The following is a 15263-nucleotide window of genomic DNA, read 5'->3' on the forward strand; positions in this document are numbered from 1 at the left end:
CTCTGGAGTGAACTGTCTGACTCGCTTCGGTGGTTAGATAGAGCTGATCTTTGACAAGTCGGTAGCGATAGCTGAGAGGTGCGGGTTGTTGTCGTTGAATCGGCATCGACCCGGATCTCTGACCAAGTAAGGAGCCAATTGCTGGCCCGCGAGGGTTGGTGATTGGTGCCAGACCGGTCAAGGTCTTTTGAGTTGATGACCGAACAACGGCAAGTGTTGAACTCAACAAGAACCGCGGCGCGAGAGTGCCGTGGTGTAATAAAAACTTGAAGGGTTTGATTCTGGCTCAGAACGAACGTTGGCGGCGTGGATTAGGCATGCAAGTCGGGGGAATCCCGCAAGGGGGAACCGGCGTAAGGGGCAGTAAGGCATGGGTAACCTACCTTTGGGTTCGGGATAGCCATCAGAGATGGTGGGTAATACCGGATGACGTCGTGAGACCAAAGATTTATCGCCCTCAGAGGGGCCCATGTGATATTAGCTAGTTGGTAAGGTAACGGCTTACCAAGGCGAAGATGTCTAGCGGGTGTGAGAGCACGACCCGCGCCACTCGCACTGAGACACTGGCGAGACACCTACGGGTGGCTGCAGTCGAGGATCTTCGGCAATGGGCGCAAGCCTGACCGAGCGACGCCGCGTGAGCGATGAAGGCCTTCGGGTTGTAAAGCTCTTTAGTGGGGGAGAAAAGCCGCAAGGTGTGATCTATCCCAAAAATAAGCACGGGCTAAGTTCGTGCCAGCAGCCGCGGTAAGACGAACCGTGCGAACGTTGTTCGGAATCACTGGGCTTAAAGGGCGCGTAGGCGGGCTGTCAAGTCTGGGGTGAAATCCCGCGGCTCAACCGTGGAACTGCCTCAGATACTGACGGCCTCGAGGGAGGTAGGGGCATGCGGAACTGTAGGTGGAGCGGTGAAATGCGTTGATATCTACAGGAACTCCGGTGGCGAAGGCGGCGTGCTGGACCTCTTCTGACGCTGAGGCGCGAAAGCTAGGGGAGCAAACGGGATTAGATACCCCGGTAGTCCTAGCCCTAAACGATGGGTACTAGATAGTAGGCTAGATATGAGCTTACTGTCGAAGTTAAAATGCTAAGTACCCCGCCTGGGGAGTATGGTCGCAAGGCTGAAACTCAAAGAAATTGACGGGGGCTCACACAAGCGGTGGAGCATGTGGCTTAATTCGAGGCTACGCGAAGAACCTTATCCTGGACTTGACATGTGCGAAAGCGCTCGGTAGTAGGAGCCGGAAACGGTAACGAACCTCGCAAGAGGGAGCCGAGTACAGGTGCTGCATGGCTGTCGTCAGCTCGTGTCGTGAGATGTCGGGTTAAGTCCCATAACGAGCGAAACCCTTACCTTTAGTTGCCACCCGCAAGGAGCACTCTAGAGGGACTGCCGGTGTTAAACCGGAGGAAGGCGGGGATGACGTCAAGTCCTCATGGCCTTTATGTCCAGGGCTGCACACGTGCTACAATGGTGCACACAAAGTGAAGCGACTGCGCGAGCAGGAGCCAATCACAAAAATTGCACCCCAGTTCAGATCGTAGGCTGCAACTCGCCTACGTGAAGCCGGAATCGCTAGTAATCGCGGGTCAGCAACACCGCGGTGAATGTGTTCCTGAGCCTTGTACACACCGCCCGTCAAGCCACGAAAGGGAGGGACGGCCGAAGTCCGCTTTGCCGCGGCCGACGCCGGACTTTCTGATTGGGACTAAGTCGTAACAAGGTAACCGTAGGGGAACCTGCGGTTGGATCACCTCCTTTCTAAGGATGTTAACAAGTACCGGATCGCACGCCTTGAGCAGCGTGGCGAATCCCATATCACCCGCACCGCTCTTCTATCGCTACCGACTTGCCGAGATATACTCATCCCCCACCCGTTGCAAAATGGGTGGGGGATTTTTTACGTACTTAGAATCCGTACATCTCCACCGAACTCATCACACACAAACCACCGACGCCAACCATTTTGCAACCGAACCGAGATGCGAATGGATGAGGTCGCTGCCTTGCTCGCTCGAATGCAAGAGCTAGAGCCGGAAGTACACGTTTACGAACCGACTACTGAGGATCTGATCCAGCAAATCGAAGCGGCATTCGGGCAGCCGATGCCAACGAACTACCGGGCTTTTTTGACGCACTTCGGTGGATTCAGCATTGTTGATTCACCGTATTCGGGAATCATCTGTGGCACAATTGACGGTCCTCGTGGATCGGCTTGGGCAGACACGCAGCGCGCCCGCGCATGGTGCCAACTTCCGGTACATTATCTCGTTGTGCAACCGGACCAAGATGGGTTCACTTGTTTGGACTTCAGCCGCACTGCATCGGACGGCGAGCATCCAGTGATTTACCACATGCCGTTCCGCAAAACGCCGTTTAATGAACTCGCTCCGAATTACGAGACGTGGTTGATCGAGGACTTGCGAGGCATGTACTCGGCTTGGGCGGAAGACGATTAGCTATGCCGGCCGAATGCGTCTGACCTGTTTTGTTCGGAATGAAATTGTCCACGTTTCGACCGGACCGCCTACATTAAACTTCATGGACGACGCCTTCCTCGCACAACTTCGCTGTCCGCTTGACCCCGAGCGCGAAGCCACTCTTCGCCGCGACGAGCAACAACTCGTTTGCTCCGGGTGCTCGGTGCATTTCCCCATCAAACAGGGCTTACCTGTGCTCGTACCGGACGAGGCTGATTTGCCGGCCGGGATGCGCGAAGTGAGCCAACTTCCCTGTCATCGCCGGGCGAATCGCCGGAAGAATTCCAACTGAACTGGTGTCTTCAGCCGCCTTACGCTATGCCACGGCCGTGAGGACCACTTACCTTACATTTTTGTCGTGGACGGCGCGGGCCGCGCTTCTTTTCGCGGCGCTCGTTTTGTCCCCATCTTCAATAGAAGCGGCTGACGCACCTGCGTTGGCTGCTGAGTCACCGGTCCGTCCGCAGTACGATCTCGATATCAGCATCGATGACACCACGCACCGCGCCACAATTCGCGAGCGTGTGACGTGGATCAACACAACCAAAACGGCAACAGATCAGCTTGTTTTTAACTTCTACCCGCACTTTCAGGTGCCCGCGGGCGAATCGCTGTTGTTCGCGAAGACGCTCGAACTGTTGCGCCTCCAGCCGTCACTGGGCATCGATCGTCACGGTAAGGCCGGCAACGTCAGCAGCGCGCATCTTCTCGCTGCTAACTCGGCGCCCACTCCTCTGAGTTACAGCTACGACGAGAAGAACACGACCGCGCTACGCTTCAGCCTTCCGAACGCTGTACAACCGGGGCAGAGTGTCACGATCGAGTTGGTGTGTGATATCTTGTTGCCCAACAAGCAGGGGCGCTGGGGGTATTACGAGGGTGTGACGTTCCTCACGAACGCGCTCCCGTTGCTCGCGGTGTGCGACGACGGCGGGTGGAAGCCGATGCCGTTCGTGCCGTGGCACCAACCCTGGTACAACGAAGCCGGCGTTTTCCGTGCGACGGTCACGGTGCCGGAAAACGAGAAGGTCGCGTGCTCGGCGGTCATCAAGTCCGAACAGAAGCTTCCCGGTAACAAGAAAAAGGTTTTATTCGAGCCGTTCTTGGGGCGCGATTTCGCGGTTCTTTCGTCCGCGCGCTACCAGGAGTTCACCAGCTCTACGAAGCTCCCGGACGGCCGCGAAGTAAAGTTGCGGTGCCTCGCGTTCGCGCAGCACGAGTTCTACGCCACGGAAATCCTGAAGATCGTCGGCGAGGCGATCTCGACCTTCTCGCAGTGGTTCGGGCCGTACCCGTACTCGCAGTTTACCGTCGCGGAGTCCTACTTCGGGTGGAACGGGAACGAGTGCGGCGGGCTCATCATGGTGGACGACCGCGTCTTCGGGATGCCGCACCTCGCGCGTGGGTACGTCGAATACCTCGTGTCACACGAGACGTGCCACCAGTGGTGGTACAACATGATCGGCACGAACGGGTTCACCGAGCCGTACCTGGACGAAGGCGCGGCCGCGTACTTCACGCACCGTCTCATCGACACCAAACACGGTAAGAACAACACGTTCCTGGCGTGGCCGAAGGGCCTGGAGTGGCTGCCGAACATTTATCGCGAGAACTATCGCAACGGCAGCATGTACCACGCGATCCGCAACAACGAGATGCCCCCCGCGGCGCAGGAACTGCCCCAGTACAAACACCTGTTCGGCCTGTTTACGGGGGCTTATGACCGCGGGTCGCGGGTGTTCGGGATGATCGAGGACCGGCTCGGCGAGGCCGCGTTTTTCGACTTCATTCGCGGCATCGTGAAGAAATACTCGTGGTCGATTCTCTCATCGGAACTGCTGCGGGCCGAACTCGAAGCGTACACCGGTCGGGATTGGGGCGAGTTCTTCCAGCGCTGGGTGTTCGGCAAGGGGTTAACGGATTGGTCGGTCGATCGTGTCACCGTTGAGCCGATGAACGGCCCGCGCTCTCGGACCGGCTATTCCGTGTCCGTTACGGTGAAGCAGAGCCGCGAGTTCACGGAACCGACGCTCCTCGAATTCACGCGCGGCACCAACACCGTTCGGGTACCGGTTGGTCCGTTCTCGGAACCGGTGAAATTCGAGCAGCACAACGCGACCGCGACCCCGCTCAGTGACAACAGATGGCGCGTGGACCTGGAGCTGCCGTTCGAGCCGGAGCAGGTGACCGTTGACCCCGACCACGTGTTGCTCGATGCGAACCCCAATAACAACCGGTGGAAGCCGTCGGTCAAGGCGCGCGTCACGCCGCTGTACACGATGCTCGACGAGACGGGGCTCACGTCGGATTACGACCGCTGGAACTTTACCGTCGGTCCGTGGGTGTGGGGGCCGACCGCGCAAGACCCGTGGTACACGCGCTCCACGATGGCCGGGCTGCGGGCGGGCGGGCTCCGCACCGAGCGCTACACGGCCGGGGCGTACACCGCGGTCCGCTCGGACTACCGCGACGCGGTCGTGGGCGTCGACGGTAAGTTGCTGTTCGAGCACCGCGAGGTCGGTGCGAACTGGGAAACGCGGATCGGCGGGCCGTGGGGCGGGTTGGACGGCGCGAGCGGGGCACAACGCGGGTCGATCTACTTGCGGAACATTCACAAGGAGTCGTCGAGTTTGTATTTGCCGCCGATGTTGTACGACGAAGGGTTCGTGACCTACCAGGACAACTTCCTGCCGTTCGCACGCCGACCCGAGGGCGATCGCTGGGACCGGCTCTGGATGGCGGGCTGGCACGTGCGCCTGAACCTGTACACGCCGTACTGGGATCCCGAGTGCGGGCTCTGGGCCGACGCGATGGCGGCCGGCGGTCAGGCGAATTTCGCGGACGGTTGGAAACCGATGGCACAGGGGCGCGTGGAACTCGCGGCGGTTCACACGTTGCCCGAATGGACCGGCCCGCTCCGCGTCGCGCGGCTCGCAGGGCGCGTCGTGGGTCAGTTCGCGACTCCGGACCGAGGGCAGTTCTTCGCACTGGGCGGCGGCACGCTGTTCCGCGGGTTCGACCTCGCGGAGCGCCAGGGCAGTGCGTTGTGGGTGGCGAACCTGGAAATGCGCTGGCCGCTCGCGCGGAACGTGACCTGGGACGCGCTCGATCACAGCATTGGGGCGCGGAACGTCTGGCTCGCGACCTTTTACGACGTGGGTGGTGTCTACGCCAACGGCCGACTCGTGGGCGGAAACGTCGCCCATGCGGTCGGTGCGGGGCTTCGCGTGGATGTCGCGGTGTTCAGCTTCATCGAACGCGCCACGCTGCGATTCGACGTGGGTAAACCACTCAACGGCGGGGGACCGCTGCAATTCTGGTTCGGCGTCCAGCACGCATTTTGAACGCACTCACTCCGAACTCAGTATCCGTATTTTCACTGGATTTTTGGCGCGATTTCGCGCCGTCGCGCACCCGCGTTTGAAGTTATCCGGGCCGTTTTCACGGACTCGGAGCGAAATGATTGCGCAATTTAGGTACAATAAGAATGCGTCTCGCTACCAACTGACGAACCAACTCGAGTACCCAATGCCAAATGCCACCCTCTCGGCGACCGAGAAACAGCAGCGCCGTGTAGAGGCCGCGATCGAGCAGCTTCGTGTGGTCGTCGTTAAATCCCGGGGCTCCGCGGCGGTCGCGGAAGAAGCCGCGAGTGCCATCGAGCAACTGAACGCACTGTACGCCGAAATCAAGGACGTGTTTACGGCGGAAGACGTGCGCTACGCGAACGTTCTCCGCGGTTACTTGGGAGAGCGGCTCGCGGCACACGAACCGAAGGCCGCTCACACCAAGAAGGCCAAGCGGAAGGGCGACAAGCTCGACCACTGCTGGCGGTGCAAGACCCCTGTCGACGAGCGGTTCAACGACGAGTGCCCGTCGTGCAGCGAAAAGGCGTACAAGTGGCGCGTGTGCCCGGTGTGCGCCGCCTGCGGGTGCCAACGCGCAGGGAAGGTGTTGATTTGAGTTGGTCGCCTTTCGTAACCGATTGAACGCACGATGCCCACAAAGAACATAACCTTTGTGGGCATCGTGCTTTTTGATCCGCGTGATCTGCGTTTATCCGCGGCTCTGCTGTCCTTTGCCTTCTGATCTGCCTCTTTGTCCTCTCACTCCGGTAGTGGTTGCCCCTTCGTCTCAGGCGCGAACACAATGAGCACCAGACCCACGAGGTAAACGCCCGCGACCACGGCGCACGCCTGTGCGTAGTCGTCGTTGAAGGCGCGCAGCAGGTTCGCCATTTGGAGTTGCCCGACGGCCGCGATGATGCGCCCGAAGTTGAAGCCGAAGCCCTGTCCGGTGGCGCGCACCGCGGTGGGGAACAGTTCCGGCAGGTAGAGCGGCAGCCAGCCGTAAAACGCGGCCGAAATCAGCCCGAGCAGCCCCGAGAACAGCACGAACGTGGTGTCGAACGGCGGCGCGCCTTCGGCGTAGAGTCGCCCCTGCTGGTAGAACGCGATCATCGTCACCATCGAGACGACACATAGGACCGCGTACACCGGTCGGCGCCCGAAGTAGCCGCCGACCACCGCAGCGACCACGCACCCGATTGCCGCCCCCACCGACGACGTCATTTGCATCCAGGGTTTCGCGTCGGGTACGTTACCGCCGGGGATCTTATCCACCCACATATACATCCACATCAGCCCGGCCCAGGTGCCGAGGAGCGGGACGCCGCTCAACCCGGCCGCGAGCAGCATGCGCCGGAGCGTTTTGCTGCGCGCTTCCACTGGGAGAGACCCGCGCGACAGGTACCCGCGCACCGGGTGCAGGTAACCGACGATCACCACCACCAATCCCACGACCGAACCCGCAACACGCACTGCAAACGCGAGTTCCCCGGGCGGGAGCGCCCACAGGTAGATCACCCCCAATGCTGCCGTGGCCCCCACGAGCACGCCGAGTAGGTCCACTTCCGACCAGTGCGACGCGCGCCCCGCTTCTTTCTCCTTCGTCCACTTGTCGGATTCGGGCACGAACAGCCGAATCAGCAGTGTCATGAGAGCGGGAATCGCCCCGACGAGCATCAGCAGGCGCCAGTTCCGGTGTGCCGTGAGTGCTGTCGCCCAATCGTCGGGGACACCGACGCTGGTGAGCCACCGCGGAAGCTGACCGGGTTCCGTGTGGTTCAAACCCAGCGCGATGCCGCCACAAATCAGGTACCCGAGGTTCCCGAACGCCCCGATCCAGCCGGCCAACCACGCACGCGACGTGTTCGGCCACAACTCCATTACCAGCGCGACCCCAGCGCCCACTCGCCGCCCATTCCCAGTGCGCCGACGAAGCGGAGCAATCCCAGGTGCCACGCCTCTTGCGACAGCGCGCTCAGCCCACTGCATAGCGAGTACAGCAGCACGCTTATCGTCATTGCGCGAACGCGCCCGATCTTGTCTCCCAGCCAGCCGAACAGCACCCCTCCTGTCGCGGCTCCGACAAGGAAGCACGCGAGGATCACGCCGTACCAGCGGTTCACGGTGTCTTTGTCGGCGTTGGAGTGCAGCAACTCGCGCAGCGCGTCGCGCCCGAGGAGCGGGAACAGGCCCATTTCCATGCCGTCGAACATCCAGCCGAGCAGTGCGGCGAGGAGCGCGAGGTTGCGACCGCGGGACGTGGCTGCGGGCAGGCTCATTGAGAAGGTGTCCAAACGGAGCAAGCGGGAGGGATGATGTGCAGAATGGCGGAACCGCGCGGGATGGGCAAGGGGCAACCAGAAATCGCCCCGTTTGAGCTTGAGGGCGGATTCATCGCGATGTGGTGAATGATCCCGGGGCGGTTCGTTGTGCGAACGCACCCCGGGAAGAACGACTTTTTATGCTGCCTGACCGAGTGTGCCCCACGATCCCCGGAGTTCCGCGGGGTGAACCGCGTTCAGTGCCATCAAGATGGGCAGTTGGCGGCTGGAGAGCAGTTTGCGGAAGAAGCGCTCTTCGCGCACGTCGCGCCCGGACGCCCACACGTCCCACGGGTTCTCGTCGCACAAGCAGCCGAGGAACGGGCGTGTAGCGCGGTCTACGAACCACACGCTGAACACGCACTCGCGCTCGCGCAACTTCGGCCACAGGTTGGGGTAACGCTCCCACATCGCGCTGTATTGGTTCTGGACTTCCGCGATGCGCTCGCGCTCGTGCGGCTCGATGCCGAACACCAGGACCGCCCACGCGACCCGTGAGAACGGTACCACTTCGGAAGCCTGTTGCCCGTACACGACCATGTGCGCGACCGCGTCGAACGTTAGTTCGAGGTTCGGGCGCTCGGTCAGGTCGATGCGGATGTACCGCCCGAATAACGGGTCGTCCGGTGAATCCCGCTCGTACCCGCGTGCCCGAACATGCGGTGGTATGTCCACGGACGGCTCCTTCCGTCGAAGTACAAGCGTTCCCGGTGCGTCTTCCGCGTAACTGGCCCGGTTCAATATCTATCGACTGAGCGGGACGCAACAAAAAGGCAGAAAAGGCAAGTCAGGAGTGATTTCGGCTCGTGGGAGGGTCAGGGGTTAATCTTGAATTTTTCTTCCCGTTCTCCGGTTCTGAACCGGGTGACCGAGTCGATGCCGTAGTACGCCGCGAGCAGCGTGTACATTTCCGGGTGCAGTTCCTTCAGATCAATCGCGCGGCAGAAAAAGGCTTCGGTCGCGTCGGCGAAAAACTCCATTTCATTGTCGGCCGCGTGGGGTGTGAAGAGGGTGTCCGGGTTGCTCTCACGTATGGCCCGGCGGTGGTCCTCGAACGCGACGCGCATCACGTACTTCCACCGCGTTTCAAGCGCGCGGTCGTTGAGGTTCGGGGCGCCCGCGGAGGCGCCGTCGAGGAAATCGAGCTGGTGGGCGAATTCGTGGAGGACGACGTTGTAGCCCGCGTCCGGCGCCCGGCCCTCGCTCAGCACCTCGTCCCATGCAAGTAGCACCGGACCGCGGTCCACTGCTTGCCCGGCGAGTGGCTGGTCGGACAGCCAGTCGTCTTCCCAGTCGTCGCCTGCGACCGGCGTTCGGAACTCGGTCGGAAACACGACGACCTCGCGCACCCACGGATAAAAACCGCGATCAGAATCGAGGAGCAGCAGGGCCGCTTGCGCCGCAATGGTGACGCGCATTTCCTCGGTGATGAACAACCCGCCGCGCCCGAGCCACTGCTTCTCGGCGATGAGAATGCAGGTCGCGTCCCGGACACGCGCCTGATCGGAAGGAGACAGGCGCGTGTAATGCCCGACGTTCCGTTCGAGGAACTCGGTCCACCGGAGCGGGAACGGTTCGGCGAGCAGTTTGCGCCGACGGCGAGTGCGGAGCCAGGAGAACAGCATGCGGTCATTGTACCGCGATGCGGACCGGGCCGGTACGAAGGCCCGATTGGGTGCTTGGCCCGGGGGCGACGGGAACTGGAGTTCCCCTATTTGTGCGGGCCGGTTCAATAGGTACCACTCATTTCCGAAGCTCGTCGCGAATTCGTGGGTCGCGCGCCGAAACTCACTTTCGGCGCGCCGTGTGCATTAACCGGACTTTTAGAGCGGCCCCGGCGCGTGATTGCCGGGGCCGCTCGATTTATTCTGGGTTAACCGAATTCGACCGACGCCGAGCGTGCAGCCCGTTGGTCGCCCTCAACAAGCCGAGCGCCAATGAGCGAGCACAACGCGGTCATGATGCAGTTCTTCCACTGGTACACGCGCGACGACGGAGCGTTCTGGGACGAGGTCGCTCAGCGCGCGCCCGAACTGGCCGCGGCCGGGATCGACGCCCTCTGGCTCCCGCCCGCCTCAAAGGGAACCAACGGTACCAAGGATGTCGGGTACGGGGTGTACGACCTGTACGATCTCGGAGAGTTCGATCAGAAGGGAACCGTGCGCACCAAGTACGGCACCCGCGCTCAGTACCTCGCGGCGGTCAAGGCGCTTCAGGCCGCGGGGGTTCGGGTGTACGCCGACATTGTTTTGAACCATCGCCTCGGGGCCGACGGGTTCGAGACCGTGCGCGCCACCCCGTTCCCGATCGACGACCGGCGCACACCGAAGGGCGAGCCGCGTGAGATTCGGGTACCCACGTCGTTCACGTTCCAGGGGCGCAACAAAGCGCACTCGGCGTTCGAGTGGAACTGGCGCCACTTCGACGGGTGCGATTACGACCACAACAACCCCGAAGACAAGAGCACGGTTTACCTGTTCGAGGGCAAGAGGTGGGACGATCGCACATCGCTCGAATTCGGGAGCTACGCCTTCCTGATGGGGGCCGATCTGGACTTCGAGTCACAGGAGGTAAACGACGAACTGAACACGTGGGGCCGGTGGTTCATGGATACCACCGGGGTGGACGGGTTCCGGTTCGATGCGGTCAAACACATCTCGGCCCCGATCTTCCCCGCGTGGCTCGAACACATGCAGAAGCACGCCGGGAAGGAACTGTTTACGGTCGCGGAGTATTGGTCCGGCAATCTAGCTGAGTTGCACTGGTTCCTGGACGAAGCCGGCCCGCTGTTCACCGCGTTCGACGTGCCACTGCACTACAACTTCCACACGGCGAGTCGGTCCAACGGGAACTACGACATGCGCCAACTGTTCGACGGGACGCTCGTGAAGGAGCGGCCGTTGCAAGCGGTCACGTTCGTGACCAATCACGACTCGCAGCCGTTGCAGTCGCTCGAATCGGTGATCGAGCCGTGGTTCGTTCCGCTCGCGTATGCGGCCATACTTCTGCGACGCGACGGGTACCCGTGCCTGTTCTACCCGGATTATTACGGCGCCGAGTACGAGGATTTCGGCCACGACGGGAACCGGCACAAGGTTGTGTTGCCGTCGCACCGGGTGCTGATCGATACGTTCCTGAAGGCGCGGAAGGAGTACGCCTACGGCGAGCAGGTCGACTACTTCGACCACTGGAACCGGATCGGGTGGGTGCGGATGGGGAACGAGGAGCACCCGAAGGCGATGGCAGTGCTCCTGAGTGACAAGTCCGAGGGCACGAAGTGGATGGGGACCGGGCGCCCGGGTGGAACGACGTTCCGCGATCTCACTGGACACATCGCAGAATCGGTCGTGGTCAACGACGACGGGTTCGGCGAGTTCCGGTGTAAAGGCGGTTCGGTTTCGGTCTGGGTTCAGGAATAAGCCGGCGTTCGTGAATCAGAACTCTTCCGGGCGCTCGGGTGCAACCGCTTCGATGGTTGCGGAGCCGTCGACTCTCTGGATGGAGACGCGACAATCGACCCACCGCAACTCTTCGCTGGGCGCTTCGGAGCAACCCGAACTGAAGGCTTCCGCAAAGCGGATGGTGACGTCGGCTGTAATTCGCTCGTGGTTGGCGACGACATCGCGAACGGTGATCGTCGCCCCCGTTTGAGGGTATCCGCCGCGCTTGCACCCCGATCCCAACGGGAGCGCGCTATAGTGCTTCTCCAGTTGACCGGTCAGTGCGTCGCGAAATTCGGGTGTGTCGTAGGCCCGCAGTGCGTCCGTGAAGTTCATTTCGATTCTGTTCATAGTCTCGGTCGCGGATCGCTTCCTCTCTTGGACAACACTGCGAGGTATTTCCCCATTGAACATCACGCTGGGGCGGGTGCCTCGGGCGCCTCGCCGGGGCGCGGAACCACATAAAAGAGGAGCATGTTCCGGCCGTAACTGCGGATGTCCCACGCTTCTGGTGTGGGGAGCCGCTCCGCGGGGAAGCCGTCTTCGGCCTGGATGGTGAGCACGGAATCGGGCGGGGCTTTGCTGAGGAGTACGTTCACCAGCGTGAGGAATTCTTCGGCTTTCTGACTCAGGTCCGGGAACGGCGGACTGAGGAACAGGTTCACCGCGTCTTTGGGCGCGATCCAGCGCTCGGCCCAGCGGTACACATCGGCCCTCAGCACCTGCACCTTGTCGCCGACGCCGAACTCTTCTGCGTACTTCTGGATGTCCGCGCCCTGGCGCTGGTCCTTTTCGATGAGGCGGGCGGACGTGGCCCCGCGGCTCACCGCTTCCAGACCGACGACCCCGGTCCCCGCGAAGATGTCGTAAAAGACGCGGTCCGGTATCGCGTTACCGAGGATGCTAAAGAGCGCCTCGCGCACCATTTGCGGTGTCGGTCTCATCCCGTCGTGGACCACGACAGTGAGCTTCCGCCCGCGGAGCGACCCGGCAACGATCCGAACTTGTGTTTTTTCAAGCATAGCTGTGTGGACACGGTGACAACGGGGCGAGTTCGCTCGCGCCCCACCAGATCACTATCCGTACCCGGCACACTCGCTACAAGTCCACCCGCCCCGAGAAGTTCCAAGTTTCGGACCCGGCTCCCGAGTTGGGTCCGAGGGCGACCCGCGCGAAAAATGCTGTGCCGTTGCGATTTGCGCCTTGTAACAGCGGATCGGGCGGCCTCCTGGTCCGGCCTTTTCCCGGCGCGGGGCGGAAGTTATAAGGCCGCAACGGTTCCGTCCGCCCGTACCGAATGAGGAGGTGCTTCTGATGCGATCCGCTGGCTTCACCCTAACAGCTCTGTTGGTCACCGGCTCGGCGGGGTGGGCGCAGCCGCCCGCGGTGCCCGGCGCACCCGTTGCGGGCCAACCTCCGGCCGTGCAGCCCGCTCCGCAAGCCGACCCCAAGCTCGATGCGCACCTCATCGAGTGGGAAAAGCGGATGGCGAACGTCGTCAACTTCCGGACGGAAGTGGCACTCGCCCGCACCGACGCGGTCTTCAAGAAGACGACCAACTTCGGGGGACCGGAGTCCGTGGTTCTGTGCATGAAGCCGAACTACGCGATCCTCCGACTCAACAACACCGGTGACCCGACGAAGGCCGACTACGAGGCGTTCATCTGCGACGGCAAGGCCGTGTACGCTTACAACGGGATCGCGAGGACCATCACCGCGTTCAAGATCCCGAAGGCCGGCGCCGGCGTGGACAACCTGATGATCGACTTCCTCGCCGGGATGAAGGCCAAGGACGTCAAGGAGCGGTTCGACATCACGCTGTTCAAGACCGACGAGAACTACATCTACCTGGACATCAAGCCGCGCCTGGGCAAGGACCAGCAGGAGTTCAAGCACCTGCGCCTGGCACTGTACGGCCCCGGAGCGAATACGGCCAAGTTCTCATACTTGCCGGCCCAGGTGTACATGCTCAAACCGAACGGCGACACGGAAGTGTGGAAGTTCGCGAACCCGCAGGTGGACGTTCCGGGAGTGGAAGCGAAGCACTTCCAGTTCGTCGATATCAAGGGGTGGAAGGTGCAGGAGGCCCCGCCCGCACCGGCTGCTAATGGTAGTACGGTTCCGGCCGGGGGGTCGGTGCGCCCGAATAGTAAGTAGTAACGCTTCTAGTGATTGCTTTTGTGAGAAGCCCGCGACTTCGGCCGCGGGCTTTTTTCATTTTGTTACTTTCTCATCCCCTTTTCACTCTCTCGGCGTAACGATGTGGACAGCCGACGGGAACTCGTACCCGCACCGGCGAACGATTCACCTCTCTACCCAAGAGGACGTCATGCGAGCGATTCGGTGTCTGGTTGCGGCTCTGCTGGCCGCGGGTATCGTCACAGTCGTGGCGGCCCAACCGGGGCGGGGCGGGTTCGGGTTCGGCGGTCAAGACGTGAACGTCCTGGTGCTGACCAACGCGGCCCTCCAGGAAGAGATCAAGCTGACCGACGCGCAGAAGGACAAGCTCAAGCCGGCCGTCGAGAAGCAAGCGGAAATGAACAAGGAGTTCGGCGAGGCGTTCAAGGGCGGTTTCGACAAGGACAAGTTCACCGAGCTGAACGAGAAGCGCACGAAGGTGAACGAAGAGGTCAAGAAGATCGTGGACGAGACGCTCAACGCCGACCAGAAGAAGCGGCTGAAGCAGATCTCGATCCAGGTGATGAACTTCACCGTGTTCAACGACCCGGAAGCCAAGGGCGGTGGCGGTAAGGGCGGCGGTAAGGGCGGCAAGGGCGGGTTCGGAGGCACGACGGAAGCGCAGAAAGCGGTCATGAAGGAAGTCGCCGCGGCCCTCAAGCTGAGCGACTCGCAGAAGAGCACCGTGAAGGGGATCGTCGACGAGTACAACAAGGAGAGCCGCGAACTCTTCGCCGAAGCGGGTGGCGGCGGCAAGGGTCAGTTCGACCCGGAGAAGTTTGACGCCGCGAACAAGAAGGTGGACAAGCTCCGCAAGGAAACGTGGGCGAAGGTCGAGGAGGCCCTCGACGCGACCCAGAAGACCGCGTGGAAGGGGCTCGTGGGCGAGCCGTTCGACACGGCCAAGTTGCGCCCGACGTTCCCGAAGAAGGACTGACCCCGCACCCGGTCTCTGAACGGCCGACTGGCCCGTCCGGTTCATCGGGCGGGCTTTGTTGTTTCGTACCTCACACGAGTTGTAACCAGGAGTCGCTGTGCCCGACGACACCCCTTTACCCGAAGACCGTCCGAACCGAAGGCCGCCGCGCGAGCGCGCCGGGGACGAATCCGATGAGCGCCCGCGCCGGCCCCGGCGCCCGCCCGAAGACGACGACGAGTACGACGATTACCCGCGCCCGCGCCGCCGCCCGCGTGACGACGGACCCGATCCGGCGCTGAAGATGGTCGTGCCGCTCAACACGTCGGCCCTCGCCATCATCGCGGGCTACGTCGGGCTGATTTCCGTGCTGTGCCTGCCGGCCCCGTTCGCGCTGCTGTTCGGCATCCTGGCGCTCGTTCACCTGAAGAAGAACCCGAAGCTCGACGGAAAGGTGCGGGCGATCTTCGCGATCGTGATGGGGGCCGTCTTCAGCACGGTTCTCGCGGTGCTGCTGGTCGTGGCCGCGCTCGGGCAGTTCAAGTGACGCGATGTCCTCGCGCCTTGAATTGGTGCGGCT

Annotated in this window: 14 protein-coding genes and 1 rRNA gene; 9 read left to right on the top strand and 6 right to left on the bottom strand. The window is 61.9% G+C overall.

What is annotated here, in order from left to right; all coding sequences use genetic code 11:
• The first annotated feature begins 263 nt into the window (after nt 1–263).
• The 5 genes from VT84_RS11055 (at nt 264) to VT84_RS11070 (ending at nt 6444) form a co-directional block, all read left to right on the top strand.
• Nucleotides 264–1762: ribosomal RNA gene (locus VT84_RS11055) — 16S ribosomal RNA — on the top strand.
• 227 nt (nt 1763–1989) lie between these two features.
• Nucleotides 1990–2460: an SMI1/KNR4 family protein gene (locus tag VT84_RS11060; RefSeq protein WP_052561400.1), complete on the top strand. Its 471-nt coding sequence runs from the start codon at nt 1990–1992 to the stop codon at nt 2458–2460.
• Nucleotides 2461–2542: 82 nt separating this feature from the next.
• Nucleotides 2543–2773 (top strand): Trm112 family protein, encoded by a 231-nt coding sequence (locus tag VT84_RS42190; RefSeq protein ID WP_390699351.1) that lies wholly within the window; start codon nt 2543–2545, stop codon nt 2771–2773.
• A 145-nt stretch (nt 2774–2918) separates the two neighbouring features.
• Nucleotides 2919–5825 carry a M1 family metallopeptidase gene (locus tag VT84_RS11065; RefSeq protein WP_157469419.1) on the top strand — a complete coding sequence of 969 codons (2907 nt, stop codon included), beginning with the start codon at nt 2919–2921 and terminating at the stop codon, nt 5823–5825.
• A gap of 184 nt (nt 5826–6009) precedes the next feature.
• Nucleotides 6010–6444 (top strand): hypothetical protein, encoded by a 435-nt coding sequence (locus VT84_RS11070; RefSeq protein WP_157469421.1) that lies wholly within the window; start codon nt 6010–6012, stop codon nt 6442–6444.
• Between the two features lie 143 nt (nt 6445–6587).
• Here VT84_RS11070 and VT84_RS11075 read toward each other — a convergent pair whose 3' ends face one another.
• The 4 genes from VT84_RS11075 to VT84_RS11085 all read right to left on the bottom strand — a co-directional run bounded on the left by VT84_RS11075 (nt 6588) and on the right by VT84_RS11085 (nt 9774).
• The gene (locus tag VT84_RS11075; RefSeq protein ID WP_162271668.1) at nt 6588–7733 is read right to left on the bottom strand and encodes an MFS transporter; all 1146 of its coding nucleotides are present in this window, start codon (nt 7731–7733) and stop codon (nt 6588–6590) included.
• Nucleotides 7709–8107, bottom strand: coding sequence for an MFS transporter (locus VT84_RS38370; RefSeq protein ID WP_157469425.1), 399 nt, complete (start codon nt 8105–8107; stop codon nt 7709–7711). Before VT84_RS38370 ends, VT84_RS11075 begins: the two co-directional genes overlap by 25 nt.
• Nucleotides 8108–8287: 180 nt before the next feature.
• Nucleotides 8288–8824, bottom strand: a complete 537-nt coding sequence (locus VT84_RS11080; RefSeq protein WP_052561390.1) for a hypothetical protein — start codon at nt 8822–8824, stop codon at nt 8288–8290.
• Nucleotides 8825–8964: 140 nt separating this feature from the next.
• The gene (locus VT84_RS11085; protein WP_082839561.1) at nt 8965–9774 is read right to left on the bottom strand and encodes a zinc-dependent peptidase; all 810 of its coding nucleotides are present in this window, start codon (nt 9772–9774) and stop codon (nt 8965–8967) included.
• Between the two features lie 312 nt (nt 9775–10086).
• Between VT84_RS11085 and VT84_RS11090 the strand changes: the two genes are divergently transcribed.
• Nucleotides 10087–11568 (top strand): alpha-amylase, encoded by a 1482-nt coding sequence (locus VT84_RS11090; protein ID WP_082839562.1) that lies wholly within the window; start codon nt 10087–10089, stop codon nt 11566–11568.
• Nucleotides 11569–11583: 15 nt separating this feature from the next.
• Here the strand turns inward: VT84_RS11090 and VT84_RS11095 are convergent, their stop codons facing one another.
• Nucleotides 11584–11940 carry a hypothetical protein gene (locus tag VT84_RS11095; RefSeq protein ID WP_052561383.1) on the bottom strand — a complete coding sequence of 119 codons (357 nt, stop codon included), beginning with the start codon at nt 11938–11940 and terminating at the stop codon, nt 11584–11586.
• Between the two features lie 62 nt (nt 11941–12002).
• On the bottom strand, nt 12003–12611 hold the full coding sequence (locus VT84_RS11100; RefSeq protein WP_052561381.1) for an RsmD family RNA methyltransferase: 609 nt from the start codon (nt 12609–12611) through the stop codon (nt 12003–12005).
• A gap of 292 nt (nt 12612–12903) precedes the next feature.
• Between VT84_RS11100 and VT84_RS11105 the strand changes: the two genes are divergently transcribed.
• The 3 genes from VT84_RS11105 to VT84_RS11115 all read left to right on the top strand — a co-directional run bounded on the left by VT84_RS11105 (nt 12904) and on the right by VT84_RS11115 (nt 15230).
• Complete coding sequence (locus VT84_RS11105; protein ID WP_052561379.1) at nt 12904–13746, top strand: TIGR03009 domain-containing protein; 843 nt, start codon at nt 12904–12906, stop codon at nt 13744–13746.
• A gap of 172 nt (nt 13747–13918) precedes the next feature.
• On the top strand, nt 13919–14704 hold the full coding sequence (locus VT84_RS11110) for a hypothetical protein (protein WP_157469427.1): 786 nt from the start codon (nt 13919–13921) through the stop codon (nt 14702–14704).
• A 97-nt stretch (nt 14705–14801) separates the two neighbouring features.
• Nucleotides 14802–15230 (top strand): DUF4190 domain-containing protein, encoded by a 429-nt coding sequence (locus VT84_RS11115; RefSeq protein WP_052561375.1) that lies wholly within the window; start codon nt 14802–14804, stop codon nt 15228–15230.
• The last annotated feature ends 33 nt before the right edge of the window (nt 15231–15263 follow it).

This window comes from Gemmata sp. SH-PL17 (assembly GCF_001610855.1).
GTDB classification, from domain to species: domain Bacteria; phylum Planctomycetota; class Planctomycetia; order Gemmatales; family Gemmataceae; genus Gemmata; species Gemmata massiliana.